This is a genomic window from Mycobacterium sp. Soil_C_30, from assembly GCF_057656995.1.
In genome coordinates, this window is sequence record NZ_JBDGJH010000001.1 from 200520 (window position 1) to 226931 (window position 26412).

24 protein-coding genes are annotated in these 26412 nt (G+C 67.9%); 14 read left to right on the top strand and 10 right to left on the bottom strand.

The window, feature by feature from the left end:
- Positions 1–50 precede the first annotated feature (50 nt).
- Complete coding sequence (locus AC3A6P_RS00890) at positions 51–500, bottom strand: MarR family winged helix-turn-helix transcriptional regulator (RefSeq protein WP_487687181.1); 450 nt, start codon at positions 498–500, stop codon at positions 51–53.
- Between the two features lie 64 nt (positions 501–564).
- Between AC3A6P_RS00890 and AC3A6P_RS00895 the strand changes: the two genes are divergently transcribed.
- From AC3A6P_RS00895 to AC3A6P_RS00915, 5 genes are all read left to right on the top strand, one after another.
- A complete protein-coding gene (locus AC3A6P_RS00895) occupies positions 565–2607 on the top strand; it encodes a DUF2232 domain-containing protein (RefSeq protein ID WP_487687184.1) in 2043 nt (680 codons plus the stop codon).
- Entirely contained in the window at positions 2604–3446 is an 843-nt protein-coding gene (locus tag AC3A6P_RS00900) for an energy-coupling factor transporter transmembrane component T family protein (RefSeq protein ID WP_487687186.1), read from the top strand. Before AC3A6P_RS00895 ends, AC3A6P_RS00900 begins: the two co-directional genes overlap by 4 nt.
- A 148-nt stretch (positions 3447–3594) precedes the next feature.
- Positions 3595–4806, top strand: a complete 1212-nt coding sequence (locus AC3A6P_RS00905; protein WP_487687189.1) for a phosphotransferase — start codon at positions 3595–3597, stop codon at positions 4804–4806.
- A gap of 41 nt (positions 4807–4847) precedes the next feature.
- Positions 4848–5108 (top strand): hypothetical protein, encoded by a 261-nt coding sequence (locus tag AC3A6P_RS00910; RefSeq protein WP_487687191.1) that lies wholly within the window; start codon positions 4848–4850, stop codon positions 5106–5108.
- Between the two features lie 80 nt (positions 5109–5188).
- A complete protein-coding gene (locus AC3A6P_RS00915; protein WP_487687194.1) occupies positions 5189–6643 on the top strand; it encodes a peptide MFS transporter in 1455 nt (484 codons plus the stop codon).
- A gap of 4 nt (positions 6644–6647) precedes the next feature.
- Here AC3A6P_RS00915 and AC3A6P_RS00920 read toward each other — a convergent pair whose 3' ends face one another.
- From AC3A6P_RS00920 to AC3A6P_RS00930, 3 genes are read right to left on the bottom strand one after another with little or no spacing between them, the layout of a single operon-like run.
- The gene (locus AC3A6P_RS00920; protein WP_487687196.1) at positions 6648–7334 is read right to left on the bottom strand and encodes an LpqN/LpqT family lipoprotein; all 687 of its coding nucleotides are present in this window, start codon (positions 7332–7334) and stop codon (positions 6648–6650) included.
- 30 nt (positions 7335–7364) lie between these two features.
- Positions 7365–8798, bottom strand: a complete 1434-nt coding sequence (locus tag AC3A6P_RS00925; RefSeq protein ID WP_487687198.1) for an APC family permease — start codon at positions 8796–8798, stop codon at positions 7365–7367.
- 29 nt (positions 8799–8827) lie between these two features.
- Positions 8828–9925, bottom strand: a complete 1098-nt coding sequence (locus AC3A6P_RS00930; RefSeq protein ID WP_487687200.1) for an alcohol dehydrogenase catalytic domain-containing protein — start codon at positions 9923–9925, stop codon at positions 8828–8830.
- Positions 9926–10043: 118 nt separating this feature from the next.
- Between AC3A6P_RS00930 and AC3A6P_RS00935 the strand changes: the two genes are divergently transcribed.
- Entirely contained in the window at positions 10044–11474 is a 1431-nt protein-coding gene (locus AC3A6P_RS00935) for a PucR family transcriptional regulator (RefSeq protein ID WP_487687203.1), read from the top strand.
- Here the strand turns inward: AC3A6P_RS00935 and AC3A6P_RS00940 are convergent.
- The 3 genes from AC3A6P_RS00940 to AC3A6P_RS00950 all read right to left on the bottom strand — a co-directional run bounded on the left by AC3A6P_RS00940 (position 11467) and on the right by AC3A6P_RS00950 (position 14666).
- A complete protein-coding gene (locus AC3A6P_RS00940) occupies positions 11467–13146 on the bottom strand; it encodes an alpha-amylase family protein (protein ID WP_487687205.1) in 1680 nt (559 codons plus the stop codon). The two genes, AC3A6P_RS00935 and AC3A6P_RS00940, sit on opposite strands and share 8 nt — an antisense overlap.
- Complete coding sequence (locus tag AC3A6P_RS00945; RefSeq protein WP_487687208.1) at positions 13143–14123, bottom strand: TIGR03885 family FMN-dependent LLM class oxidoreductase; 981 nt, start codon at positions 14121–14123, stop codon at positions 13143–13145. Before AC3A6P_RS00945 ends, AC3A6P_RS00940 begins: the two co-directional genes overlap by 4 nt.
- 66 nt (positions 14124–14189) lie before the next feature.
- A complete protein-coding gene (locus AC3A6P_RS00950) occupies positions 14190–14666 on the bottom strand; it encodes a hypothetical protein (protein ID WP_487687211.1) in 477 nt (158 codons plus the stop codon).
- A gap of 87 nt (positions 14667–14753) precedes the next feature.
- Here AC3A6P_RS00950 and AC3A6P_RS00955 point away from each other — a divergent pair, with 87 nt between their 5' ends.
- The 4 genes from AC3A6P_RS00955 (at position 14754) to AC3A6P_RS00970 (ending at position 19107) form a co-directional block, all read left to right on the top strand.
- Positions 14754–16268 (top strand): TldD/PmbA family protein, encoded by a 1515-nt coding sequence (locus tag AC3A6P_RS00955; protein ID WP_487687213.1) that lies wholly within the window; start codon positions 14754–14756, stop codon positions 16266–16268.
- Positions 16268–17641, top strand: coding sequence for a metallopeptidase TldD-related protein (locus AC3A6P_RS00960; RefSeq protein WP_487687216.1), 1374 nt, complete (start codon positions 16268–16270; stop codon positions 17639–17641). Before AC3A6P_RS00955 ends, AC3A6P_RS00960 begins: the two co-directional genes overlap by 1 nt.
- Before the next feature lie 122 nt (positions 17642–17763).
- Complete coding sequence (locus AC3A6P_RS00965; RefSeq protein ID WP_487687218.1) at positions 17764–18237, top strand: hypothetical protein; 474 nt, start codon at positions 17764–17766, stop codon at positions 18235–18237.
- 51 nt (positions 18238–18288) lie between these two features.
- Positions 18289–19107, top strand: a complete 819-nt coding sequence (locus tag AC3A6P_RS00970) for a carboxymuconolactone decarboxylase family protein (protein WP_487687221.1) — start codon at positions 18289–18291, stop codon at positions 19105–19107.
- On the opposite strand, the gene AC3A6P_RS00975 is transcribed toward AC3A6P_RS00970, so the two are convergent.
- Positions 19086–20282: a serine hydrolase domain-containing protein gene (locus AC3A6P_RS00975; RefSeq protein WP_487688101.1), complete on the bottom strand. Its 1197-nt coding sequence runs from the start codon at positions 20280–20282 to the stop codon at positions 19086–19088. The two genes, AC3A6P_RS00970 and AC3A6P_RS00975, sit on opposite strands and share 22 nt — an antisense overlap.
- Positions 20283–20517: 235 nt before the next feature.
- Here AC3A6P_RS00975 and AC3A6P_RS00980 point away from each other — a divergent pair, with 235 nt between their 5' ends.
- Together AC3A6P_RS00980 and AC3A6P_RS00985 are read left to right on the top strand one after the other, a co-directional pair.
- Positions 20518–22542, top strand: a complete 2025-nt coding sequence (locus AC3A6P_RS00980) for a glycoside hydrolase family 183 protein (protein ID WP_487687223.1) — start codon at positions 20518–20520, stop codon at positions 22540–22542.
- Positions 22543–22573: 31 nt separating this feature from the next.
- Complete coding sequence (locus tag AC3A6P_RS00985; protein WP_487687226.1) at positions 22574–23023, top strand: hypothetical protein; 450 nt, start codon at positions 22574–22576, stop codon at positions 23021–23023.
- Here AC3A6P_RS00985 and AC3A6P_RS00990 read toward each other — a convergent pair.
- Complete coding sequence (locus AC3A6P_RS00990) at positions 22992–23522, bottom strand: YceI family protein (protein ID WP_487687229.1); 531 nt, start codon at positions 23520–23522, stop codon at positions 22992–22994. The two genes, AC3A6P_RS00985 and AC3A6P_RS00990, sit on opposite strands and share 32 nt — an antisense overlap.
- Positions 23523–23527: 5 nt before the next feature.
- Positions 23528–24163, bottom strand: coding sequence for a TetR/AcrR family transcriptional regulator (locus AC3A6P_RS00995; RefSeq protein WP_487687232.1), 636 nt, complete (start codon positions 24161–24163; stop codon positions 23528–23530).
- Positions 24164–24238: 75 nt separating this feature from the next.
- On the opposite strand from AC3A6P_RS00995, the gene AC3A6P_RS01000 reads away from it, so the two are divergent.
- A complete protein-coding gene (locus tag AC3A6P_RS01000) occupies positions 24239–25534 on the top strand; it encodes an FAD-dependent oxidoreductase (protein WP_487687234.1) in 1296 nt (431 codons plus the stop codon).
- Positions 25531–26289, top strand: coding sequence for an SDR family oxidoreductase (locus AC3A6P_RS01005; protein WP_487687237.1), 759 nt, complete (start codon positions 25531–25533; stop codon positions 26287–26289). Before AC3A6P_RS01000 ends, AC3A6P_RS01005 begins: the two co-directional genes overlap by 4 nt.
- Positions 26290–26412: the final 123 nt, after the last annotated feature.

Here is a 26412-nt window from a genome sequence, read left to right on the forward strand (position 1 = left end):
ATCTATTAGGGCGCACGAAGGTACCCGAGCTCCGTGCGCCGGCTTACTGACTAACTGTTCTGTGCGTTCTGCAACATCCGCCGCATGACGCCGACGGCGGTCCCGAGCGCGCTTCGCTCCTCGGGGGTCAGCTGCCCCAGTAGGGGATCGATGACGGCCGCGCGGTCGATGCGGGCCTGCGCCAGTACGTCGACGCCCTTGTCGGTGATGCGGATCAGCACCGCGCGCGCGTCACCGGGATCGGCGGTGCGTGTCACCAGTCCGGCATCTTCGAGGCGGCGGACCTGGGTGGTCATCGTCGGCTGTGAGCAGTGGTCGAGCTCGGCGAGATCGGAGATGCGGGCCTCGCCGCGATCCTCGATGGTCGACAGCAGGCGCGCCTGCGCCCAGGGCAGGGGGAGTTGGGTGCGCTGGGTCGCCAGCCGATTGAGCCGCGCGACAACACTGAGTAAGTCGGCGCCCAGGCCGGTAGTGTCGGAAGCGGCGCTGGCAGACGTCATGAAACACAGGTTACATAGGAATGCTATGTATTTCAATCTGTGGACTGACTGGCAGAATCGAAGAATGACCTCGAGCCCAGCGGCCACTGTGCCGAAAACGGCCCGGTCATTGCGCCCCGCGGAAACCGCTCAAGCCGCTGTCATGGCCGCGCTGTGCGCCGCCACGGCGATCATCGCCGTCGTCGTCCCGTTCGCCGCCGCGCTCTCGCTGCTGGGGACCGTGCCCATGGCCCTGTTGGCCTACCGCTACCGCATCCGAGTCCTGATCGCGGCCACCGTCGCCGCCGGCCTGATCGCGTTCCTGATCGCCGGCCTCGGTGGCTTCATGACCGTCGCCAACTGCGCCTACATCGGCGGGCTCACCGGTATCGTCCGGCGTCGCGGCCGGGGGACACCCACGGTGGTGTTCACCTCGTTCCTGGCCGGCCTGGTGTTCGGCTTCGTCATCGTCGGCGCGCTGCTGGTCCTGTCTCGCCTGCGGCACCTCATCTTCGCGTCCATGACCGCCAACGTGGACGGCACCGCCACGATCCTGGCCCGCATCCCCGCACTGGAACAGACCTCGCAGGACCTCAAGGACTTCTTCCAGCTGGCACTGAGTTACTGGCCGTTCCTGATGATCGGCTACGCGGTCTTCGCGATCATGAGCGTCTCGCTGCTCGGCTGGTGGGCGGTGTCGAAGGTGTTGCACCGGCTGCGCGGAATTCCTGATGTCCACAAGCTGGATCTCGCCGAGGAGACCGAACCGGCCGGGCCGGTCCCGGTGCAGCTGCGAGACGTCTCTTTTCGCTACCCGAACGCCGCACATGACGCGCTGTCGCCGGTGTCGTTGGACATCGCCGTCGGCGAGCACGTCGCCATCACCGGCGCCAACGGCTCCGGGAAAACCACGTTGATGCTGCTGCTCGCCGGTCGCGAACCCACCTCGGGAACCGTCGACCGGGCCGGCGGAGTCGGACTGGGCAAGCTCGGCGGCACCGCGGTGATCATGCAGCACCCAGAGAGCCAGGTACTCGGCACCCGCGTCGCCGACGACGTGGTGTGGGGGCTGCCGCCTGGCACCAAGACCGACGTCGACGGCCTGCTCGACGAGGTGGGCCTGGCCGGATTCAACGAGCGCGACACCGGCGGACTGTCCGGCGGCGAGCTGCAACGCCTGGCCGTCGCGGGGGCGCTGGCGCGTCGGCCGTCGCTGTTGATCGCCGACGAGGTCACCAGCATGGTGGACCAGGCCGGCCGTGAGGCGCTGCTGGATGTGCTGTCCGGACTGACCGAACGCCACGAGATGTCGCTGGTGCACATCACGCATTACAACAACGAGGCCGACAGCGCCGACCGCGCCGTCAACCTCAGCGCCTCGCTGGACAACACCGCGATGGTCGAGACCGCCGCCGCGCCGGCCGCGACCGTCGAGAACGGGCATCAGCCCTCCGGCACCCCGGTGCTCGAACTCGACCGGGTGAGCCACGAATACGGCACCGGCACCCCCTGGGCCAAACCCGCACTGCAGGACATCAGCTTCGCCGTCCACGAGGGTGACGGGGTGCTGATCCACGGCGGCAACGGCTCCGGTAAGTCGACGCTGGCCTGGATCATGGCCGGGCTGGCCGTCCCCACCGTGGGCACCGCACTGGTCGGCGGCAAACCCGCCCACGAACAGGTGGGCGCGGTGGCCTTGGCCTTCCAGGCGGCGCGGCTGCAGCTCATGCGCGCCCGCGTGGACCTCGAGGTGGCTTCGGCCGCCGGCTTCGAGCACACCGATCAACGCCGGGTGCATCAAGCGCTCAAGGCTGTCGGCCTGGACGCGTCTCTGGCGCGGCGGCGCACCGACCAGCTCTCCGGTGGTCAGATGCGGCGAGTGGTGCTCGCCGGTCTGCTGGCCCGCAAGCCCAAGGCGTTGATCCTCGACGAGCCGCTGGCCGGTCTGGATGCCGAGAGTCAGGCCGGGCTGCTGCGTCTGCTGACCGATCTGCGACGGAATTCTGGGCTGACGGTGATGGTGATCTCGCACGACTTCGTGGGTCTGGAAGAGCTGTGCCCGCGGATCCTGCATCTGCGCGACGGCGTGATGGAGCCGGCGGCGACGACGGCCGGGGGGATGACGTGACGGCACCACCGCGTAACCAGACTCCACGGCCGGTCGTGCTGCTGCGACCGGTTCCCGGCGACTCCGTGATCCATCGGCTGTGGGCCGGCACCAAGCTGCTCGTGGTGTTCGTGTTCGGCGTGCTGATGACGTTCTATCCGGGCTGGGTGCCCATCGCGCTGGTGGCTGTACTGGTGTGGGTGGCCGCCCGGCTGGCGCACATCCCGCGCGGCGTGCTGCCGTCGATCCCGGTGTGGCTGTGGATTTTCCTGTTCTTCGGTGCGCTCACCGCATCCTTTGCCGGTGGGACGCCCGAATTCGTCGTCGGGTCGGTGACCATCGGCCTGGGCGGGTTGCTGAACTTCCTGCGCATCACCGCGCTGTCGATCGTGTTGCTCGGTCTCGGCGCCATGGTGTCGTGGACGACGAACGTCTCCGATATTGCGCCCGCGGTGGCCACGTTGGGCAAGCCGTTGCGCAAGCTGCGGATCCCGGTCGACGAATGGGCGGTGACGCTGGCGCTGGCGCTGCGGTCCTTCCCGATGCTGATCGACGAGTTCCGGGTGCTGTTCGCGGCGCGCAAGTTGCGGCCCCGGCCGCTGCTGAAGACCCGCAAGGAGCGGCGTCGCCGCTGGGCGATCGAGCTGATCGATCTGCTGGCCGCGGCCATCACCGTGACATTGCGTCGCGGCGACGAGATGGGTGATGCCATCGCCGCCCGTGGTGGCACCGGGCAGATCTCGGCCGCCGAATCCAAACCCGCCAAACGGGACTGGATCGCCATGGCCATCGTCGCCGTGGTGTGTGCCCTGGCCCTGGTCGCCGAACTCACCGTCCTGGGCACCAGCTCCGCGCGCTGAAAAGCCGACAGCCTCGCCCAGTGTGGACTTGTGGCACGCGCAAGCTCGCCGAACGTGGATCAACTCCACACTCGTCAAACGCCCGGCATGAGAGTGCTCTCACCCACATCTCATTGCCACCACCCGCAGCGTCGCCACGCTCGTCGGCATGCCACTGCCCGCGCTCGACCTGCTGCTCGGACCTCAGGCCGCCGCCATCCTCGAGGCCGCCGTCGGTGAATACGACGCCGGCCTGACCGCCCTGCGGATCGCCGACGCTCACGTCGCGCCCAGCGGTGGTGTGCGGGTGCGCTACGTCGGCGACGTCCGCCGCGCCGACGGCAACATGCGCCGGGAGACCCTGGTCGCCGCCACCGGTGACCGCATCCCACCCGGGGCGGCCGTCCTGGCCGGCAACGTCGACGGCACCCCCGTCGAAGTCGGGGTCTGGCGCTGGCCGCAGGACCCCGCCCTGCCCGGGCTCGCCATGGCCGGCGACCCTGCGCGACTGGCCGAACTGCTCGGGGTCCAAGGCCCCGTGGGGATCACCGTCCGCGGCTACCGCCCGGGCCAACGCGCCGTCCTCGAAGCCACCGACGGCAGTTCGCGCTGGTTCGTCAAGGTCGTCGCGCCGTCGGCCGTCGCCGACCTGCACCACCGGCACACCGTCCTCGGCGCGGTGCTGCCGGTGCCGCCGATCGTGGCCTCCCACTGCGACGGCCTGATCGTCCTGCCCGAAGCACCCGGCACGCTGCTGCGCGCCCTACTGACCCGCGACGGCCTCGACGGCACCAGATTGCCCGCGCCGTCGACGTTGCAACACGCCCTCGACACCTTGCCCACCGCATTGCTGAAGCTGCCGCCGCGACCGACCCACCTGCACCGCGTCACCCACTCGGCGCGTGTCCTGAAGCTCACCGCCGATGTCGACGTCCGCGAGATGGTGGACGAAATGCATTCGGCCGCAACTGCATCAGCCACCCAACCGGTGCACGGGGATTTCCACGACGGTCAACTCCTCGTCGCCGACGGCGGGCTCAGCGCGCTGATCGACGTCGACACCGCCGGACCCGGTGAACGCGCCGACGAGTGGGCCACACTGCTCGGCCACCTGTCGGTGTCGGGTCTGCAGAACCCCCGCGCGCGCTACTACGGCACCGCGGTGCTGGCCCACGCGGAACGTCAGACGGATCCCGCTGACCTGCACCTTCGTACGGCCGCAGTGGTCCTGGGCCTGGCCACCGGGCCGTTTCGCGCCCAGCGGCCGAGCTGGCGGGAACGCACTGCGGCGCGCATCGAGCTCGCCCAGCAGTGGATCAGCCGCATGAGAGATCACTCATCGTCGCCTCCCGCCAGACTCATCTGCACCGGCGATTCTTGATGTGTACGAAGCCAAAACCCCTACCGCACAAGGAGAGACACATGAATCGCCCCGCCACCTGGAAGGTCGTCACCGTCGGCGCCGCCCTGACCGGCCTGGGCATCGTCGGCGCCGGTGCCGCCGGCGCGGCCACCGCGCCGGCCCCGGTACCCGCGAGCATCGAAGCGTCGCTGAACTGGGCACCCGAACTCGGCAACGTCGCCGCCCTCGGCGATGACTGGACCGAGACCTACTGGGACGAGGACTGGAACGCCGGCCACCGCTGGGCCGACGACTGGACCGAGACCTACTGGGACGACTGATCAGCCTCGGTCGCCCCGGGACGGCATCCCGGGGCGACCCACTGTTGGCCGAACGCCCCCGATGGTGGGAATGTGGACCAATGGCAGTCCACGAACAAGACACCCAGCGCACACTGTTCGGCCATCCGATCGGATTGACCAACCTGTTCGGCGTCGAGCTCTGGGAGCGCTTCTCGTTCTATGGGATGCTGACCATCCTCGGCTACTACCTCTACTACTCGGTCACCGACGGTGGCCTCGGGCTCGAGCAGAGCACCGCCACGGGGATCGTCGGCGCCTACGGCGGCCTGGTGTACCTGTCGACGGTGCTGGGCGGCTGGATCGCCGACCGGGTGCTCGGCATGGAACGCACGGTGTTCTACGGGGGTGTGGTGGTCATGGCCGGCCACATCGCGCTGGCACTGATCCCCGGCCTGACCGGCGTCGGCGTCGGATTGGTGCTCGTGGCACTGGGCTCCGGCGCGCTCAAGGCCAACGCCTCCTCCTTGCTGGGCACCCTGTACGCCAAACGCGACCCCCGCGCCGACGGTGGTTTCACCCTGTTCTACCTCGGTATCAACCTGGGTGCCTTCGTCGGCCCGCTCATCACCGGGCTGCTGCAGACCCGGGTCGGCTTCCACTGGGGCTTCGGCGCGGCCGCGGTCGGCATGGCCCTGGGCTTGGCCCAGTACGTGGCGTTCCGGCGCAACCTCGGCGAGCACGGCCGCCACGTGCCGAACCCATTGCCGCGCAACGCTATCGGCAAGACCGCGGGTGTGATGGTCGCCGGTCTGGTGGTCATCGGCGTCGTCATCGCGCTGGGCTGGGTCACACTGGCCAACCTGTCCCAGGTGACCACCGGCGTCATCATCGTCGCCTCCATCGCGTATTTCGCCATCCTGCTGACGAATTCGCGCGTCACCACGGAGGAGCGGGTGCGGGTGCGGGCATTCATCCCGTTGTTCATCGCCAACGCCGTCTTCTGGTCACTGTTCCAGCAGATCTTCACCGTGCTGGCGGTGTACTCCGACGAGCGGATGAACTGGTCGATCTTCGGATGGACGGCGCCGTCGAACTGGATCGGCTCCATCGAGCCCATCTGGATCATCGCGCTCTCACCGCTGTTCGCGGTCATGTGGACCAAGCTCGGCAACCGGGCTCCCACCACGCCGCGCAAGTTCGCCTACGGCGTCATCGGAATGGGCTTGGCTTTCCTGTGTTTCGTGCCGCTGGCCGGAACCGAGGGACGTTCGGTGCCCGCGCTGGTCGTCTTCGTCATCCTGGGCGTGTTCGCGGTCTCCGAACTGCTGCTCTCACCCATCGGGTTGTCGGTCACCACCAAGCTGGCTCCGGAAGTCTTCCGCGCGCAGATGATGGCGCTGTACTTCTTCTCCGTCGGCATCGGCACGTCGATGTCCGGTGTGCTGGCGGGGTACTACGACCCGACCAACGAATTCGCCTACTTCGGCATCCTCGGACTCGTCGCCGTCGCGGTGGGCATCGTGGTGTTCGCGATCGCGCCCTGGATCAGCCGCCACATGGAGGGCGTGCACTGACCCTCTAAGGCCTGATCACGGTGTTGTTGTCGAGTTCCGCGGTCGCCGACACCAACGCCTGTGCATCGTCCTGCGGTCCCTCCGCACGGACCTGGAGCACGTAGGACCCGGCGGGCGAGGTAATGAGCGACGTCTTCTGTGCGATGAGGGTCTGGACGCCGTTCTTCACATACATCCCGCCGACCTGGTGGGCCTCCAGGCCGCCCAGGGCGCCCCGTCCACCGTCGCCCAGCGGCTGATAGCCCGGCAGGTTGCGCAGTTCGCCGTCGGCGTGGTCGAAGATGTCCTGGATCGGCACCTCTTTGCTGAGCTTGACCAGCGTGGCCTGGATGATCGGCGGGTTGGCGGGGTCGGCGGCCTGGGTGAGCATCACGGCCCAGAAGGAATCGCCGGGAACGTCGATGGCGGTCTCCCAGCCGGCCGGGGTGGGCAGCTCGATCGTCGGTGCGCCTCCCTCGGCCGGTCGCGCCGGTGTCTCGGTGACGCCGATGGACGCCAGGTAGTCGGTGAGCGTCAGCGACGGTGCCGGGGTGGGGGGCGCGGTGGTCAGCGGCGGGACCGATGAGGTGCTGGCCGGGGCGGCGGACGAGGTGCTCGCGGCCGATTCGTCAGCGGAGCCATCGGAGCTGCACCCGGCGAGCCCCACCGCGACCACGGCGACAGCAGCGCAGGCGATCATCTGAACGTTCACGGCGACCAGCTTAGGTGCCCGGAACAGGGCTCAGCCGACCCCTTCCATCGCGTCGGTCTCGGTGCTACCGATTCGCGCGATGACCTCCGGGCGGGTTCTCGCCTGGTAGGAAAACCAGGCGAGTGCGGCGATCATCGTGATCAGGAACAGGTACGGGATGACGTTGAGCGGGAACGCGGGCACCGGCCACACATTGGCGAAGAACACGTAGGCCATTGCCACGACGGCGACCACCGCGCACACCCACACGAGGGTGTTGGGCATCTTCTCGCGCCGGGTGTAGACGACGCAGGCGATCGCGACCAACGCATACGCCACCATGTAGCCGTAGGTCCCGTAGGTGTCCACCCACACCACGATGTTCATCGGGTCGACCCCGAGCAGCAGCAGGATGATGTCGAGCACGATCGCGGCCGGGCCGGCGATGAGCAGGACGCGGTGCGGGGTCAGGTGCGCGTCGTGGGTGCGGCCGAAGCGCTCGGCGACCATGCCTTCCTTGCCCATCACGTAGACGATCCGGCCCACCACGTTCAGTGGCGCGACGACGACGGCGAAGAACGATGCGCCCACACCGAAGGTGAGGATGGGTGCGAACCAGGTGGGCATGCCGATCTGGGTGGCGATGTCCTCCAGCGGGCTGGCGCTGTCGGCCAGACCTTCACCGAGGACGGCGATCTGGGTGTAGGCCGCGAACACGTACAGCACGCCCACCGTGACCGCGCTCCACATGATGGCGCGGGGGATCGCGGTGTACGGATTCTTGGCCTCGCGGCCCAGCGCATCCGCCGAGGAGAAGCCGACGAATCCCAGGATGCCCAGCACCATTCCGGCCGCGACACCTTGCAGCGGCAGACCGTCGAAGCTGAACTGAGCGGGATCCCAGGCGGCCGGGCCGGCCCACACCAGCGCGAGCACCAGCAGGATGATGATGATCGTCACCGACACGAGCTCGAGCACCAGCGACACCCGCGCCGAGAGCCGGATCCCGCGGATGGTGAAAAGTGTTGCCAGCCCGCCCAACACGATGGCCAGCAGGATGCGCCAGCCCACGCCGTCGGCCGGCACGCCCAGCAGGATCAGGAACTGGTTGACGTAGGCGACGGCGCCGCCCAGCGAACCGGCGGCGATACCCCAGCAGCCCACCAGCAGCGCGATACCGGCCAGGTAGGCCCCCAGTGGCCCCAGGCCTTTGGCGACGTAGGTGTAGAGCGACCCGGCCGAGGCGTGCCGGCGGGCGAACACCGTCACGCAGTACCCCACCGACAGGATCACCAGCGTGGCGAGAATGAAGGAGTACACGGTGCCGTTACCGGCGCCGAGATAGATCGCGGCGGCGGTGAAGGCGATGACCGCGCTCGGGGCGATGTTGGCGATTGCCTGGGCGGCCAGTTCGGGGCCGCTCATGACGCCGCGGCGCAGGCCCGCGTCTACGGCGACGCCGGTGTCGGTGCTGGGGGAGGACATGCTCGGTCTTTCGTCGGTGAGAGGGTGGTTCAGGGGATGAGCAGGGTGCGCAGCGCTTCGCCGGACTCGAGATCTGCGAATGCTTCGGCGGCTTCGGCGAGCGGGCGGCGCGCCGAGATCAGCGGGTCGAGCTTGAGTTGGCCGTCCATGTAACGGTCCACCAGGGCGGGGATGTCGATCGACGGTCGCACGGAACCGTAGTTGGAGCCGAGAATGCGTTGGTCGGCCTCGGCCAGCACCAGCGGTTCGAAAGAGGCTTTCGCGCCGGTGGGGGGCAGGCCCACGATCACTGCGGCACCGCCGAGTCCGAGCATGCGGATGGCCTGTTCGGTGGTGGAGGTGCGGCCGATGGCGTCGAAGGCGTAATCGACGCCGTCCGGGATCAGCTCGAACAGCTGATCCACGACGTCGCCCTTGGGCGCGTCGATGCGGTCGGTGGCACCGAACTGCAGCGCCAGTTGCGTCTTGTCAGGCAGCACGTCGATGGCGACGATGCGTTCGGCGCCGGCCAGCTTGGCACCCTGGATGACGTTGAGTCCCACACCGCCGCAACCGATCACGGCGACGGTGGAACCCGGCACGACGGCTGCTGTGTTGGTGACGGCCCCTACGCCGGTGGCCACCGCGCACCCGACGACGGCGACGATGTCCAGTGGCGCGTCGTCGCGAACCTTCACCGCGCCGGAGGCGGGCACCACCACTTCCTCGGCGAACGACGAGACACCGAGGTAGTGGTGCAGTGGCTCACCGTCTTTGGACAGCCGGGACGTGCCGTCGAACAACACGCCTTTCGGGGCGACCAGCGTGGCAACCTTCTGGCAGCGGGCCTCGTGACCCGACCGGCAGTAGCGGCATTCGCCGCACGGCGGCACCCAGCTCAGCACCACGTGATCGCCGACCGCCAGCGAGGTGACGCCCTCGCCGAGTTCGACCACGACACCGCTGCCTTCGTGGCCCATGATCAGCGGTGCCGGGGCATCCCATTCACCGCGCTTGACGTGCAGATCGGAGTGGCAGACACCAGCGGCGGCGATCTTGACCCGCACTTCCCCGGCCTTCGGCGGGGCGAGCTGGATGTCGGCGATCTCGATGGGCGTCTCCGGATCGCGGTAGACGACGCCTTTCATGGGGCTCCTCTGGTCTGACGTCTGGGGCCGGCTGATCGTAGGTCCGTGAGGGCGGCCACGTCACTGTGAAAATGTGTGGATCGGGCAGGTGTTTTTCGACATCTCGTACACTCGTGCGGTGGCGCGGGATCTCGGTTCGATTGCTCAGGTTCTCGGCGGAGACCTCCAGCTGAGCGACAGTTTCACCGTCTCCACACCGGTGGATGCGGTGGTGCGGCTCGCCGATTTCGCGGTCGTCGGGCACCGGTCATACGCCACGTTGGTGGTCGGTCCGCCCGACGAGCTGGAGGCGGCACTGGACGCCGGCGATCAGCGGTCGGTGGCGTTGGGCGCTGCGGTACTGGTTACCGGCGCGGGTCACGAGGGCCTGGCCACCCGTGATCTCTGCGCCATCCTCACCACGGAGTCCAGCCACCTACTGCTCCACGCCCGACTGGTGGCGCTGCTGGCCTCCGACCAGGCCGCCGAGGACCGCCTGGTCACCACCGGCACCAAGGTGCTCACCCAGGTTGCCCGCCGCGGGGGTGCGGAAGCGGTGGTCGCCGAACTGGCGCACCGAATCGACGGGTGGGCGGTGCTGCTCGACGCGCACGGCCAGGTGATCACCACCGCGGCGGCGGGTGGTCTGCATGTGAAAGACGCTGTGGCAGTGGCATTCAACCGTCCGGTCCGGGTGCGTCATCCCGGGCTGCAGGTGCACCCCGTCGGCTCAGGGGAAGACCTCAGTGCGTACCTGGTCGTCTCGTCGCGTGACCACTCCACCAGCTACAGCCGTGATCTGGCGTCCCAGGCCGCCGCGCTGCTGGACCTCAAACTGCGCAGCCACGATCACTCGGTCACCGAACGGTTGGGGCGGGAGGTCATGGTGAACACGCTGCTCGCCGGTGGGCCGTCGGCGTCGGCACTGCTGCGCCGGTGGGGGGTGCACGAGTCGTCGCTGACGGCGTTCGTGCTGACCGCGCGCTCGAAATCGGTTGACCTGGAACGACTCGTGGTGCGGTGGTTCGATGAACTGGGGGCCGTCCACGTGATGACCGAAGACCACGGCCGGATCATCGGCTTCATCCGCAACGACAGCGTGGACGACTTGGTGTTCCGCGCAGACAGTTTCACCGATGAGGCGCGGATGGCACTGCGCCTGGGGCTGGGATCACCGGCGCCCACTGACGCTCTGGCCCGCAGTGCCGCCGAGGCCCGGCAGGCGCATGAGGTCGCCGTCGCCGACGCCCGCACCGCCGTGTTCTACCGGGCCATGCCCACGGTCGCCTATGTCCTCGACCGACTCGATGGGGTGGACGGCAATCGGCTTGCGGGCGTGCTCGATCCGCTGCGGGACGACGACGGCGCGCACGGTGAGCTGGCCCGCACGTTGAAGACCTATCTCTCCGAGCACGGCGTCTGGGGGATCACCGCCCAGAAGCTGGGTGTGCATCGCCAGACGTTGACCAATCGCATCCGCCGCATCGAGGAGCTCACCGACCTGTCCATGTCGAACCCCGATGACCGCGCGGCCGCATGGCTGGCACTGCGTGCGCTGGAGATCAGATGATGGGCGGTTCACCCGGGCGCAGCAGCCGCAGCCACCGGTAACCGTAGGGGTCCAGTTGCATCTCGGCGCGGCCCTGCGCGTCGAGTTCGTATTCGGTGCGGCCGTCGAGCAGGTCGACGAGTTTGGAGCCCGACGGGGCGTCGTCGAGCTGCAACGGCACCAGGGAGCCCTCGGCGCCGAAGTTGTGCAGCCCGACCATGGCCCACCCCGACGGCTCACGGCACACATGGGCCAGCACCGCGCGGTTGGGTTGCTTGAGCACCTCGACGACCGACCAGCCGATCTCGGGTTGTTGGCGGTAGGTGTAGATCAGATCGCGGATGAACCACCAGAACGAGCTGTGGTCGTGGCGCTGTGCGGCGGCATTCACCCGGTCGGGGCCGTACAGACCGTCGGGCAACGGGCGCGGCAGCCGGCGCTTGGCGGCGGTGGAGAAGCCGCCGTTGGTGTCACCGGTCCACTGCATCGGGGTGCGGACTGCGAAACGTCCTTCCACATCCAGGTTTTCGGCCATGCCGATCTCCTCGCCGTAGAACAGCACCGGGGTGCCCGGTAACGAGAAGGCCAGCGAGTACACCATCCGCATGCGGCGCTCGTCACCGCCGAGCATGGACGGCAGCCGGCGGCGCAGACCCCGATTGTAGAGTTGCATGTCCGGCTCGGGACCGAACGCGTCGAACACCTCCTGGCGCTCGGAATCGCTGAGCTTGTCCAACGTCAGCTCGTCGTGGTTGCGCACGAAGTTGGCCCACTGGCTGGTGATGTCGAGTGCGGGCCGCTGCCGCAACGCCTTGGCCAGCGGCCGGGCATCGCCCCGGGCCAGTGAGAGATAGATGTGCTGCATCCCGATGAAGTCGAACTGCATGTTCAGACCGTCGCCGTCCGGCCCGCCGAAGAAGGCCTTCTGGTCCTTGTAGGGCACGTTGACTTCACCGAGCAGGACAGCATCCCCGATGCGCCGGGTCACGAAATTGCGGACGTCGCCCAGGTATTCGAAGGGGTCGAACGCACCCGGGTCGCCGGGCGCGCCGTCGCGGGCGAACAGGAACGGCACGGCGTCCACCCGGAACCCGGATACTCCGAGTTGCAGCCAGAATCCGAGGGTCCGCGAAATCTCCTCCTGCACGCGGGGATTGGCGATGTTCAGGTCGGGCTGGTGTTTGTAGAAGTGGTGCAGGTAGTACTCGTTGGTCTTGGGGTCGAGTTCCCAGAGGCTGTTCTCCTGATCGGGGAAGACGACGTCCTTGGACGTGTCGGGCGGTTCGGTGTCGGTCCACACGTAGTAGTCGCGATACGGGTCGTCCTTGCTGCGGCGGGCCGATTTGAACCAGGGATGGGCATCGGAGGTGTGGTTCATCACGAAGTCGACGATCACCCGGATGCCGTTGGCGCGGGCGGTGCGCACCAGTTCGACGAAATCGCCGAGGTTGCCCATTTTCGGGTCGACGCCGAAGAAGTCGGTGATGTCGTAGCCGTCGTCCTTGCGGGCGGTCGGATAGAACGGCATCAGCCACAGACAGGTGATGCCCAGATCGGCCAGGTATTCGATACGTTCGGTCATTCCGCGGATATCGCCGCAGCCGTCGCCGTCCCAGTCGTAGAACGTTTCGATGTCGGCGCAGTACAGCACCGCGTTCTTCCACCACAGGTCACCGGTGTCGATTTTCCTCATGCGGGCACCGCCGGCGCGGTCGGCGACAGCTGCGGCAGCACGTGTGCACCGAAGGCGTCGATGTAGGCGGCCTGCTGTTGGCCGACGAAGTGCAAATACAGTTCGTCCCAACCCTGTTCGAGGTATTCGTGCAGCCAGGCCGCGTGCTGACCGAGGTCGCTGGAGACCCGCACCGACTTGTGCATCTGTTCGGGCGCGACGGTCTCGCCGATGACGTCGAATGCCTCGACGGTCTCGATGTCCCAGGACACCGGCGGGCCGACGACGTTGTTGCGCCACTGATCGTGGGCGATCGCCAGCGCCTCGTCGTCGGTGGGCGCCCAGCTCAGGTGGATCTGCAGCCGCGCGGGTCCGCGGCCGCCGGCCCCACGGTAGGCGTCGAGCACCTTCTGCAGGTTCTCGGCGGGCTGGTTCACGGTGATCAGCGCGTCCGCCCAGGCCGCATGCCGGGCCGCCGTGGCCGGCGATACGGCCGGACCCACCAGGTCGGGCACGGTGTCGGGCAGTGTCCACAGCTTGGCCCGGTTGACGTGGATCAGGCCGTCATGGCTGACTTCCTCACCTTTGAGGAGCCGGCGGATGACGTCGACGCACTCGATCAGGCGCTGATCGCGAACCTCTTTCCGGGGCCACACTTCGCCGTTGATCCGCTCGTTGGACGCTTCGCCTGATCCCAGCGCCGCCCAGAACCGGCCCGGGAACATCTGTGCCAGCGTCGCGATCGCCTGCGCGATGATCGCGGGGTGGTAGCGCTGGCCCGGCGCGTTGACCACGCCGAAGGGCAGGTTCGTCGTCGCCAGCGCAGCGCCCAGGAACGACCACGCGAACCCCGACTCGTTCTGCCGTTCGCTCCACGGACTGAAGTGATCGCTCGACATGCCCGCGGTGAAGCCGGCCTGCTCGGCGTGCTGGACGTCGCGAAGCAGCTGCGCGGGGGCGATCTGCTCGTGCGAGCAGTGGAATCCGATGACCGTCATGGGATCCACATACCCACTCCACCGGCCGGACTTACGTGCCCGTCAGCTCACGCCGGAAACCGCGGCCTAGTAACACTCCCCGGCGTGCACCTGGAAGCACTCTGGGCACATCTTGTCCCGGGTCGGCTCGGGAACCGGGGTGCGCGTCGGTTTGGTGGACTGTTTCGGCTTGGCGGCCCGCGGCCGGCTGGGCGCCGGCGCCGCTCGGGTGGCGTCGGGGTTGATCGCCAGGAGCCGCTGCAGGCGCTCCTCTGCGTAGCTACGCAGCGCCGGCGACACCTCCCGGCTCAGCAGCTCCCGGTAGGCCGCGGCGTTGGTGGCGGCCGCGGCGCGGCTGGCCGGGATGGTGCCGACCAGCAGGTGCTGCAGGCTCTTCATGTACGCCTCGACGTCGGCGGCGTTCTTGCGATGCTTCGCCGCGATCTGCTCCAACGTCGAACCCTGCTCGATGCTGCGCAGCACCTCGCCGTGGTTGAAGCTGGGATCGCTGGCGTGCAGTAGTCGCTCGATCTCGTCGCGCAGCCCGGGGGTCAGCGCGCTCATGACGGGTGCCCGTTCCTTTTCCATCGATGTCCAGTATCCGCGCCCGTGGGGGTGTCGGAGAAACCCGGGCCGCTACCGTGGGAACCCGTGAGTGCTCGCTCCGTAGACCCCGATTTCCTGGCCCTGCCCCGCCAGGCGCTTGCCGACGCCGCCCTCAGTGCGGCCGTCGAAGCCGGTGCCAGCTACGCTGACCTGCGGATTCACCGCATCACCAACGAACACATCCAACTGCGCGACGGTGAGCTGGAAAGCTCGGTGGAGACCCGGGAGATCGGTCTGGCGGTCCGGGTGATCGTCAACGGCACCTGGGGTTTCGCCTCCCACGCCGAACTGTCCACGGATATCGCCGCCGACACCGCCCGCCGGGCCGTGTCGGTGGCCACCGCGCTGGAACCGTTGAACGCCGAGCGCATCGAATTGGCGGCCGAACCCGTCTACGTCGACGCCACCTGGGTGTCGAGCTATCGCGTGGATCCGTTCGACGTGCCCACCCCGGACAAGATCGCGCTTCTGAGCGACTATTCGGGCCGGCTGTTCGCCGCCGATGGAGTGGATCACGTGTCGGCCGGGGTCAGTGCGGCCAAGGAGCAGACCTTCTACGCCGACACGTTCGGCTCGTCGATCACCCAGCAGCGGGTGCGGGTGATGCCGATGTTCGAGGCCACCGCGGTGGACGCATCGGTGGGCTCGTTCGAGTCGATGGGCACCCTGGCTCCGCCGTACGGGCGCGGTTGGGAGGTGCTCTCCGGCGACGACGTGTGGAACTGGACCGACGAACTCGCGCAGCTGCCGACGCTGCTGGCCGAGAAGGTCAAGGCGCCGTCGGTGACGCCCGGCCCGACCGACCTGGTGATCGACCCGTCGAACCTGTGGCTGACGATTCACGAATCCATCGGCCACGCAACCGAATACGACCGGGCCATCGGCTACGAGGCCGCCTACGCCGGTACCTCGTTCGCCACCCCGGACAAGCTCGGAACCATGCGGTACGGCTCGCCGGTGATGAACGTGACGGCCGACCGCACCGTCGAGCACGGCCTGGCCAGCATCGGCTATGACGACGAGGGGGTGCAGGCGCAGAGCTGGGACCTGGTGCGCGACGGCATCTTCGTGGGCTACCAGCTGGACCGGGTGTTCGCGCCGCGGCTCGGGCAGTTGCGTTCCAACGGCTGCTCGTATGCCGATTCCCCGCACCACGTGCCGATCCAGCGGATGGCCAACGTGTCGCTGCAGCCGGCCGCCGACGACATCTCGACGGCCGACCTGATCTCCCGGGTGTCCGACGGCATCTACATCGTCGGGGACAAGTCCTGGTCAATCGACATGCAGCGCTACAACTTCCAGTTCACCGGCCAGCGCTTCTACCGGATCCGCGACGGCAGACTCGATGGTCAACTGCGCGATGTCGCCTACCAGGCCACCACCACCGATTTCTGGAACTCGATGGAAGCCGTGGGCGGTCCCTCGACCTGGGTGCTCGGCGGTGCGTTCAACTGCGGCAAGGCGCAGCCCGGTCAGGTCGCCGCCGTCAGCCATGGTTGCCCGTCGGCATTGTTCCGTGGCGTGAACGTGCTCAACACCCGAGTAGAGGGAGGGCGCTGATGATTCCCGCACCCATGGTGGTCGAGATCGCCCTGGCCGCCGCCAGCCAGGGCAGCGGCTCCGACGAGACGATCGTGCTCGTCACCGACACCACCGATGCCTCACTGCGCTGGGCCGGCAACTCGATGACCACCAACGGTGTGTCCATCAGTCGCGACACCACCGTCATTTCCATTGTCCGCCAAGGCGATACCGCACACGTCGGTTCGGTGCAGTCCAGCGACGTGGACCCCGAGACCATTCCGGTGCTGGTCACCGCGGCGCAGCTGGCGGCGCGCTCGGCCCCCGAGGCGCGCGACGGCTTCCCGCTGCTGACCGACACATCGACGCCCGAGGACTGGGACCACCCGTCGCCGGGAACCGGTGCCGAGGTGTTCGGTTCGGTGGCCCGCTCGTTGGCGGCCGGGTTTGCCGGTGCTGATCAGCTCTACGGGTTCGCCCATCACATCGTGTCGACGACGTGGCTGGCCACCTCCACCGGTGTGCGGCGCCGCTTCACCCAGCCCACCGGCACGGTCGAGATCAACGCCAAACGAGGCGGCGCCAGCGCCTGGGCGGGAGTCAGCACGCCATGGTTCGTCGACGTGCCCACCGATCAGCTACTCGAAGACCTGTCGATGCGGCTCGGATGGGCTTCCCGCACAGTCGAACTGCCCGCCGGGCGGTACGAGACCATCATGCCGCCGTCGACGGTGGCCGACATGATGATCTACCTGGGCTGGTCGATGGATGGCCGCGGCGCCCAGGAGGGCCGCACCGCGCTGTCGGCGCCCGGCGGTGGCACCCGGGTGGGGGAGCGGCTCACCGACCTGCCGTTGACGCTGTACTCCGATCCCGTCGAGCCGGGCCAGGAATGCGCGCCGTTCGTGCACACCGGCAGCTCGTCGGAACGGATGTCGGTGTTCGACAACGGTCTGGTGATCCCGCGGGTGGACTGGATCCGGGACGGTGTGATCAACGCACTGGCTTATCCACGGGCCGCTGCCGCCGAATTCGACGCCCCGGTGGCCGTTCCCGCGACGAACATGATGATGACCGGCGGGTCGGCCGAGCTGGCCGACCTGGTGGCCTCCACCGAACGCGGGTTGCTCCTGACCACCTTCTGGTACATGCGCGAGGTCGACCCCACCACCCTGTTGCTGACCGGACTCACCCGTGACGGTGTGTATCTGGTCGAGGACGGCGAGATCACGGCCGCGGTGAACAACTTCCGCTTCAACGAGAGTCCGCTTGATCTGCTGCGCCGTGCCACCGAGGCCGGGGTGGCCGAGCCGACGCTGCCGCGTGAATGGGGCGATTGGGCCACCCGCGCCACCATGCCGAGCCTGCGCATCCCCGATTTCCACATGTCCTCGGTCAGCCAAGCCCAGTAACGCCGAGCGCGCGTGTCTGTACGCCAACACGCCGCAGAATCTGTACAAAGGCGAGCGCTCGGCGCGTTTCCTGCCTGGCGCATCGGGTATCCCCGACTTCACCAGAGTCCAGGGAGGGACCGATGAATACACGTGTGAGGACGGGCTTTGCCCTGTTCACCGGCGCAGCGGCCATGACGCTGCTGGTCGGCTGCGGAGGCAGCGACTCCGGCGAGGAGACCACCACCAGCGAAACCACCGAGACCACCAGCGAAACCACCACCACCACCACCACGACGCCCACCACGACTGCACCCGCCACCACAGGCACCGAGGCACCTGCGGGCACCGGCGAACCCACCGGCGGCGCCGGCAGCGTCCCGGGTGGCCCGACCGGCGGCGGTGGTCCTGAGGGTGGCGGCGGCAGCGTGCCGGGTGGCCCGACCGGCGGCGGTGGTCCTGAGGGCGGCGGCGGCAGCATCCCCGGTGGCCCCACGGGCGGCGGTGGTCCTGAGGGCGGCGGCGGCACCATTCCCGGTGTCGGCGGCGGCAGCGGCGGTCCCGAAGGCGGCGGCGGCTGCGTCGGCGACGTCTGTGTGACCGTCCCGGCCCCGTAACCCGACCCAAAACACTGACACAGCAGCCCGGTCGGAGGCAGTGTGTGAGGCGTGCTCACTCGTCTCACGGCACTGTCGCCCGCCGGGCTTGCTCATGTCAACGCCGCGGTGCGCCAGACCTGCGCGTCCACGCTGGGCCTGACGCCGCTACCCGCGGATGCCGAGCCGGAAGCGCATCCCGATGTGCTGGCATTCGCCGAGCAGTTCAGTACCGACGTCGCCGCACTCACCCCCGAACAGCGGTCAGCGTTCCTGGCGGCCACCGGTGACGCGGCATTCGCCGTGGTGGCGCTGATCTTCATCGCCGACTACGTGCCCCGGGTGCTCCGTGCCAAGGCGGCGCTGAGGCTGGACTCCACCGTGGGCAGCACGGAATGGGATCGCGATACCGATCCCGGTGACCTGCTGCTGAACCACTTCGCGCCGACGGTGGCGCGGATGCGCGCGCTTGATCCCGTGACGACGGAGATCGTGCGGTTGCGAGGCGCTGCCCAACACAATTGCCGGCTGTGCCGGTCCCTGCGCGACGGCGACGCACTCGAGGGCGGCGGATCCGAACCCCTGTACGACGACATCGCGCACTACGAAACGTCGAACCTGTTGACCGACAGGCACAAAGCAGCCCTTCGTTACGTCGATGCCCTGATCTGGACGCCGGCACACATTCCCGAGCAGACGGCCGACGCAGTGCGCGCTCATTTCCGCGACGACGAAGCCGACGAATTGACCCCGGACGTGATGCGCAATGCGTGCAACAAGATTGCGGTGGCGTTCGGCGCCGACGCGCCTCGCGTACAACAGGGAACCGAGCGCTACACCATCGGCGCGGACGGCCATCCCGTCTACGGTCAGAAATCCAGTTCGGTGTAGATCTGCCGCAAGACCTCGGGCAGCAACGCGTTGGCGGTGGTCCGGCCGTCGGGGGACAGGGTCAGGTTGGTCCAGATCACCAGCGTCACATCGTTGTTCGGGTCGTGGCCCATGAACGAGTTGAAGCCGGGTAGCTCGCCGCCGTGGTAGTACATTCCCGCCTGCGGTCCGAATTGCTGGTAGGTGATGCCGTACCCGTACTGTTGCCCGCCCACGGCGTCAGGGTCCTCGGGTAGCAGGCTGTCGAGCCACTGCTGTTGTGACTGCGGTCCGAACACCCCGCCGGACACCAGCTCCCGGATCCACACAGCCAGATCCTCCGCGGTCGCGATGGCCCCACCCGCGGCGGTGGCATACGACGGGTTCTGGTGGGTGTAGTCGACCGGTCGCAGCGTCCCGGCGTGCGCGGCAGCCTGCACATCAGCGGGATAGTCGGCGTCCACCAACGCATAGGAGGAACCGCCGTACATATAGCCGTGCGAGTAGGGCGCCGGCATTCCGGTGTCGGTGGGGGCCGGCAGCAGTGTCTGCCGAAGACCGAGCGGGTCGAACAGTCGCTGCTGGAACTGCGCCGACAGGGGCTGCCCGCCGGCCTTTTCGGCCACCAGCCCCAGCAACGCGTAGTTGGTGTTGCTGTAGTCGTACCGCGCACCCGGGGGGAACAACGGTGGGTGGGCGTAGCCGAGAACCAAAATCTCCTGCGGGGTCCACACTTTCGCCGGGTCGGCATCGAGCGCTGCCGCCAGGTCAGGGGCGTTGGTGTAGCCGTACAGACCGCTGCGCATGGTCAGCAGCTGCTGCAACGTGATGTTCTCACCGTTGGGAACCCCCGGCACATACGCCGACACCGGGTCGCCGAGCGCCAGCTTGCCGTCCTGGGCCAGCAACAGGATCACGGCCGCCGTCATGGTCTTGGTGTTCGAGGCGATCCGGAAGTGTGTGGTGGTCTGCGGTGGCGCCGCGACGCCCAACTCGGTGGTGCCCGCGGCCGCGGTGTAGGAGCCCTGCGGTGTCTGCACCAACACCAGCGCACCCGGAATCAGCATCTCGCGGGCGGCGGTCTCGACGACAGCCTGCAGACGCGCGGGGTCGATGGGCTGCAGTGCCGATGACGGCTCCGCGGCAGCGGTCGGGTTGGCCACCAGCACCGCCGCACACGCTGCGGTGGTCAGCATCCGTACGCGCAACCGCGTCCACGTCATCAGCGTCGCCTCCCGGAGTCGAGCTGTGGGCCGAAGTGTATCGCCGGGCTGCGTGCGGTAACGCCGATTGGCGCAGACGCGATAGTTGGCTGAAACGCCAGCACGATCTTGTCCTTGGTGTCATCCTGATGCCGCTCTCTTCGTAAGCCCGGGGTGTTCGATCCGAGAGTCATTGGTCACTGACGGGGCGTTCCTTCGAGGGGGAGTCATGCGCGCAGCGGTACACATCGGTCGGGTGGGCGGGCTGGCCGTCGCACTGGGAGTCGGGCTGGCGGTGGTCACGGGCGCGGGGGTAGCAGCCGCCGACACCACGGACACCGATTCGGACACCACCACCACACGAACGTCGGATTACTCGACGAAGAACAAACGCGCGGAGGCGCGAGGGTCCTCGGAATCCACGGCGAAGCCGACCCCGAGTGACGACGACAAGACCACCGGGGACGAGACCACCGACGACAAGACCACCGACGACGAGCCCCCCGAGGACGAGGCGCCCGAGGACGACGCCCCTGAGAACGAGGCCCCTGAGAACGAGGCCCCTGAGAACGAGGCCCCTGAGAACGAGGCCCCTGAGAACGAGGCCCCTGACGACGTGGCCCCCCGGGACGACGCCCCCGCGGACGACGCCGGCGCGGCAAGCGGGGCGACGCGCTACTCCTCTGATACCAGGTCGCGTCCTGCGGTCACAAAGACGACGCCCGCTCCCGAGCCGGAAACAGTTGTCCAACAGGACGAGCCGGTTCGCGAGCTCACACCAGAGCTCGCCCCGGTGATCGCGCCGCCCATCGAGGCCACCTACACCAAGGTCCTCACACCATGGCTCGGGCAGGTGCGCACCGCCACCCTTCAAACAGTCGCTGCACCAACACTTTCCGAGCCCCAGGTGCTCACCGGTGTGGCCCTCGACACCCCGGTGCGGACGCCGGCTCCGCAGCAGTCGTCGCTGCTGTTGACGTTGCTCACCCTCGGTGCCCGCCGGGAAACCCAAGCGCGCACGTTGGCCACCGCCACCCCTGTTGCCGCGGCAGCCGTCACAGTCCCGGTCACCACCCGGGTCGGCTGGCTCACCGGCGCGGGCAGCATCAACGACACCGTGAGGCGGTTCGGCATCGCCGGCACCGACGTCGGCGTCATGTGGGACAACGGCATCACCAGGGACAACCCGGCCACCACCATCGTCGAGCAGCGCCAGGTTCTCATCGCCTTCGGCGACACGTTCAGCGGGGCCGGGATGTCCGGCGTGTGGCGCAACAATGTCCTGCTGCGCAGCGCCGACAACGTGCTGGCCAACGGCCTGTACGTGCCCAATGGGATCATCCACGATCCGGGCGCCTACAGCGGCTCGCCGATGACCAACCCGAACTTCTCGAGGGAGATCATCGGCAAGTACGGCTATGCCGTCGGTTCGGAGGTGACGATCATTCCGACCGCTGCCATCGCGGTGCCCGGCGCCGGCGCCAACGGGGCGACGCGGCAGTACGTCAACTTCATGTCGGTGCGGTCGTGGGATACGCCGGGCCGCTGGACCACCAACTACTCGGGCATCATCTGGTCCGACGACAACGGCCAGAACTGGACCGTGGTGCCGGCCTCGAGCATCAGGCCCGCAGCAAGTGGGCGTTCAACGCGGCCCTTCATCAACGGCAACCAGAACTTTCAGCAGGGCGCCTACGTCAAACCTCCCGCCGGCTCGGCCGATGCCGCGGCGGGTTGGGTGTACTCGTACGGCACGCCCGCCGGCCGTGGCGGCACGATCTACGTGTCGCGGGTCAACGACAAGCAGATCCTGGATCAGACCAAGTACGAGTACTGGAACGGCACCAGCTGGGTGAAGAACAACCCGGCGGCGGCCAAGCCCATCCTGCCCGGCACCACGACCACCAGCTTCTTCGGCCTGATCAAGAACACGACGTACCCGACGGCCGGGGAGATGTCGGTGCAATACAACCCCTACCTGAAGAAGTACGTGATGCTCTACACCGACAGCGGTGACAACGTGGTGATGCGCACCTCGTCGACACCGCAAGGCAGCTGGTCGACGCCGAAGACGATGGTCACGTCGTCGCAATACCCGGGGCTCTACGCGCCGATGATCCACCCGTGGTCGGGTTCGACGTTGCTCAAGAAAGAGGACGGCACGGCCGAGGATCCGCAGATGCTGTACTGGAATCTGTCGCAGTGGAACGAGTACAACGTGGCGTTGATGCGGACCGACCTGAGCCGCGTGTAACGCCGCGCCGCGACGCGACGATAGGAACGACATGAAGCGTGTGGCAGCAGTGGCAGTCACGGTGGCGGCGTTGACGGTGGCGCCGGTGGCCTCGGCGGCGCCGCAGCCCGGCAGCGCGTGCCCGGCCCCGGAGGCGTTGACCAAGCTGCCCGATCGGACGGTGCTGACCTGTTCCGGTGGTACCTGGACGCCGTATTCCGGGCCCTATCCGAACAGCGGCACCTGGGTCAGCGACCAGGCCGGTATCACTCTGCACGGCCAGGGGCTGCGCAATCCCGAGATCATGTCCGGCGCATGGACCGCGACGCCGCTGGATGCCGCCGCGGCGTGCGGCGTGCGCCAGGCTTCGGTGGTGGCCGCCGGCGAGGTCGGCCCCGAGCAGATCACCACGGGCGAGCCCGGGCAGAGACTCGACTTCGAGGTGCTGCCAGTGGTTTTCAACATCACCCTCAGTGGGGATTGTCTGTGGCAGAAGCGTTGAACACCACCGTCACCAGGTCGGCCACCCGCAGTGAGCCCATCATCATCGAATACGGCTTGACCCCGAAGTCGGACTGACGCACCTGCGAGCGGCTCGACACCTCACAGCCGTCCACTTCGACGTCCACGACGTGCTCGCGGCGCCGGCCGCGGATCTCCAATTCGCCGGTGATCCGGTATCCGGGGTCGGTCGGTTCGATCGCGGTGGAGGTGAACCGAACGGTCGGAAAGCGGTTCGCGGACAACGTTTTGAGCGCATTCGACCGCGCGACGACGCGTTCCGGGGGAGTCAGCGGTGTGACCCCACCTTCGCCGCTTTCCACCGTCAGGGAACCCACGTCGGCGGTCAGGCCGAGTGTCGACGGCATTTCGCCGTCCCAGTCCACCGAGGCGCGCCAGGACTCGATCGCGAGGGTCAGGCGGTGGCCCATTCGGGCGGCCACGCCGTCGACGCCGGTCAGCACGTGCAGGGTTCCCGTGCTGCTGTCGAAGTTCGTCATCCGCGTCACCGTACCTGCGCGATCCCGTCGAGAATGAGCTCTATGCCGGCCAGGAACTGCTCGCGGTCGTCGTGCTCCCGCAGCTGCGCTGAGACCCGGTGCACGAATGGATACTCGTCGGGGTCGCGTTCGGCCCATTGTGCGGCAAGGGTGGCCAGGAACGTCGACCGATCGGTGACACCGATGAGAAGCCTTGCGCCTGCGGCGTATTGTGCCGCCAGGCCCATGATGTAACTCAGCAGCGCCGACGCTGAATCGAATTGTGCGCGTTGCGGAACGCCGAGCGACTCGAGCTGGGAACCGATACCTTCGAAAATCCATACGATCGCGGGCTGCCAGGGTTCGCGTGAAAGCTGAGTGCCCACCCACGGGTGCGCGTCGATCGCATCGAACACCCCAGAGGCGATTGCCCGGATTCTCGCCCGCGGCTCCGGATCGCCGGGGACGTCGCCGGCGATGACGGCCTCCGTGGCCGCTGCCAGGAGTTCGTCCTTGTTGGCCACGTGCCAATAGAGCGCCCCGCTGCCGGTCGCCAGGCGAGCGGCGAGCGCGCGGAACGTCAGGGCGGATTCTCCCTCGGTGTCGAGGATGTCGATCGCCGCGGCGATGATGCGGTCCTTGGTGAGCGGCGCCTTGGCCATGGGTTCATCTTGACACGACTGGAACATTGTTCCAAGATCGGTGTCTGGAACGCCGTTCCAGAGAAAGGGTGCGCCATGGCAACGAAAGTGACGATCGTGGGTGCCGGCCTGGCCGGCCTCACTCTGGCACGCGTTCTCCACCTTGGCGGCATCTCGTGCACCGTCTACGACGCGGACGCTTCGCCACAGGCGCGCACCCAAGGTGGGCAACTCGATATCCACCAGCACAACGGCCAGGTCGCGCTGGCGGCGGCCGGTCTCACACAACAGTTTCGAGCCATCATCCACCAGGGCGCCGAGGCAACCCGGGTCCTGGACCCACGCGGTAATACGCTGCTCGAGGAACCGGATGACGGAACCGGGCGGCGTCCGGAAGTGCTCCGCGGCGATCTGCGGGACATCCTGCTCGACTCGCTACCGGCAGGCACGGTGCAGTGGGGCAAGAAGCTCACCCGGGTGACGACCCTCGGCGGCGGGCAGTACGAGCTGACCTTCGCAGACGGTTCGTCAGAGCGCAGCGCCAGTCTGGTGGGCGCCGACGGCGCCTGGTCGCGGGTGCGCCCGCTGCTGACCCGCGCGACTCCGCAGTACGTCGGCACCACGTTCGTCGAGACCTACCTGTACGACGTCGACGTGCGCCACCCCGCGGCGGCGCGTGCGGTCGGCGCCGGGGCCATGTACGCACTCACGCCGGGACGAGGCATCGTCGCCCACCGCGAGGCGGGCAACGTGGTGCACACCTACGTGCAGTTGAACTGTCCGGAGGACTTCGACATCGCATCCGTCGCAGACGAATTCCAGGGCTGGGCCCCGGAGCTCACCGCGCTCATCACTGACAGTGACACTGCGCCGGTGACGCGCAGGATCTACGCCTGCCCAGACGGCTACCCGTGGGTCGGGACGCCGGGGGTGACGCTGGTGGGCGACGCGGCGCACCTGATGCCACCGGCCGGCGAGGGGCCAACCTGGCGATGCTCGACGGCGCCGAACTGGGACAGGCGATCGCCGCGAACCCCGACGACATCGATACCGCCTTCGCCGCGTACGAATCGGCGATGTTCGAGCGCAGCGAGGCCGAGGCCGCCGACGCCCAGCAGACAATCGATGCCTGCTTCGGGGACCGCGCACCGCTCGGACTCATCGAGATGCTCACCGGTCAGATCGCGAACCGCCGGTGACGAGCGCAGCGCGACCGTACAGTTTCCCTGTGTGGTCATCTCCTGGCATCGGCCAGAAGCCGCGCCCGGCACGAGGGTCATCCCCGGACGCGATTTCCGCCACCGGGATGAATCGCCGACCAGTCATCCGTTTCGGCGTTCAGAGGCAGTGAGCACACGGCCTCCGGTATGCGAACAGGAGAGCCCATCATGAAAATCGTCGTCATCGGCGGAACCGGCCGGATCGGATCCAAGGTGGTGCAGGGCTTGACCGAACACGGTCACGTCGCCGTCGCCGCCGCGCCGTCCACCGGCGTCAACGCCCTCACCGGCGAAGGGCTGGCCGATGTGCTGGCCGGCGCCGATGTGGTGGTCGACGTCACCAACTCACCGTCCTTCGAAGAAGCCGACGCACAGGAGTTCTTCCACACCTCGACAACCAACCTCCTGGCCGGGGAAGTCAACGCCGGGGTCAAGCATCACGTCGCGTTGTCAGTGGTCGGCACCGAGCTGCTTGCTCGCGAAAGTGGTTATTTCCGAGCCAAACTGGCGCAGGAGGCGCTGATCGCCGACGGTCCGGTGCCCTACACGATCGTGCGGGCCACCCAGTTCTTCGAATTCTTGACCGTGATCGCGGATTCGGCCACCGTCGACGGGACGGTGCGGCTGCCTGCCGCGCTCATCCAGCCGATGGCCACCACCGATGTCGCCGAGGCCGTCGCCATCGCCGCTGTCGGCAATCCCGTCAACGGCATCGCCGAAGTCGGTGGGCCAGAACAGTTCCGGTTGCCGGACTTGATCCGCACGGCACTCACCGCGCGCGGCGACAATCGTGACGTGGTAGCCGATCCGCAGGCGCGCTACTGGGGGGTTGCCATCGACGAGCGCACCCTGGTTCCCGGTGAGGGGGCGACGCTGTTCGACATCCGGTTCGAGGACTGGATCCTCGAGGCCGCCGCCACAAGTTGAAGCGCCCGCAACGGTCCGGCCGGCTCGTTTCTCACGGCCGGACCGCCGTGGGACGGCAGAGCAGACGACTGCGACCGCGCTACCATCCATGCGGGCCGGACCGGCTACCCGGAAACGATCGGA

Bases quoted from the DNA above. Each gene is read 5' to 3' on its own strand.
- AC3A6P_RS00965 (WP_487687218.1), top strand. From the start codon at position 17,764: ATGAATACACGTGTGAGGACGGGCTTTGCCCTGTTCACCGGCGCAGCG.
- AC3A6P_RS00990 (WP_487687229.1), bottom strand. From the start codon at position 23,522: ATGACGAACTTCGACAGCAGCACGGGAACCCTGCACGTGCTGACCGGC.
- AC3A6P_RS01000 (WP_487687234.1), top strand. From the start codon at position 24,239: ATGGCAACGAAAGTGACGATCGTGGGTGCCGGCCTGGCCGGCCTCACT.
- AC3A6P_RS00895 (WP_487687184.1), top strand. From the start codon at position 565: ATGACCTCGAGCCCAGCGGCCACTGTGCCGAAAACGGCCCGGTCATTG.
- AC3A6P_RS00930 (WP_487687200.1), bottom strand. From the start codon at position 9,925: ATGAAAGGCGTCGTCTACCGCGATCCGGAGACGCCCATCGAGATCGCC.
- AC3A6P_RS00940 (WP_487687205.1), bottom strand. From the start codon at position 13,146: ATGAGGAAAATCGACACCGGTGACCTGTGGTGGAAGAACGCGGTGCTG.
- AC3A6P_RS00910 (WP_487687191.1), top strand. From the start codon at position 4,848: ATGAATCGCCCCGCCACCTGGAAGGTCGTCACCGTCGGCGCCGCCCTG.
- AC3A6P_RS00890 (WP_487687181.1), bottom strand. From the start codon at position 500: ATGACGTCTGCCAGCGCCGCTTCCGACACTACCGGCCTGGGCGCCGAC.
- AC3A6P_RS01005 (WP_487687237.1), top strand. From the start codon at position 25,531: ATGAAAATCGTCGTCATCGGCGGAACCGGCCGGATCGGATCCAAGGTG.
- AC3A6P_RS00995 (WP_487687232.1), bottom strand. From the start codon at position 24,163: ATGGCCAAGGCGCCGCTCACCAAGGACCGCATCATCGCCGCGGCGATC.
- AC3A6P_RS00960 (WP_487687216.1), top strand. From the start codon at position 16,268: ATGATTCCCGCACCCATGGTGGTCGAGATCGCCCTGGCCGCCGCCAGC.
- AC3A6P_RS00915 (WP_487687194.1), top strand. From the start codon at position 5,189: ATGGCAGTCCACGAACAAGACACCCAGCGCACACTGTTCGGCCATCCG.
- AC3A6P_RS00985 (WP_487687226.1), top strand. From the start codon at position 22,574: ATGAAGCGTGTGGCAGCAGTGGCAGTCACGGTGGCGGCGTTGACGGTG.
- AC3A6P_RS00925 (WP_487687198.1), bottom strand. From the start codon at position 8,798: ATGTCCTCCCCCAGCACCGACACCGGCGTCGCCGTAGACGCGGGCCTG.
- AC3A6P_RS00975 (WP_487688101.1), bottom strand. From the start codon at position 20,282: ATGCTGACCACCGCAGCGTGTGCGGCGGTGCTGGTGGCCAACCCGACC.
- AC3A6P_RS00905 (WP_487687189.1), top strand. From the start codon at position 3,595: ATGCCACTGCCCGCGCTCGACCTGCTGCTCGGACCTCAGGCCGCCGCC.
- AC3A6P_RS00945 (WP_487687208.1), bottom strand. From the start codon at position 14,123: ATGACGGTCATCGGATTCCACTGCTCGCACGAGCAGATCGCCCCCGCG.
- AC3A6P_RS00980 (WP_487687223.1), top strand. From the start codon at position 20,518: ATGCGCGCAGCGGTACACATCGGTCGGGTGGGCGGGCTGGCCGTCGCA.
- AC3A6P_RS00950 (WP_487687211.1), bottom strand. From the start codon at position 14,666: ATGAGCGCGCTGACCCCCGGGCTGCGCGACGAGATCGAGCGACTACTG.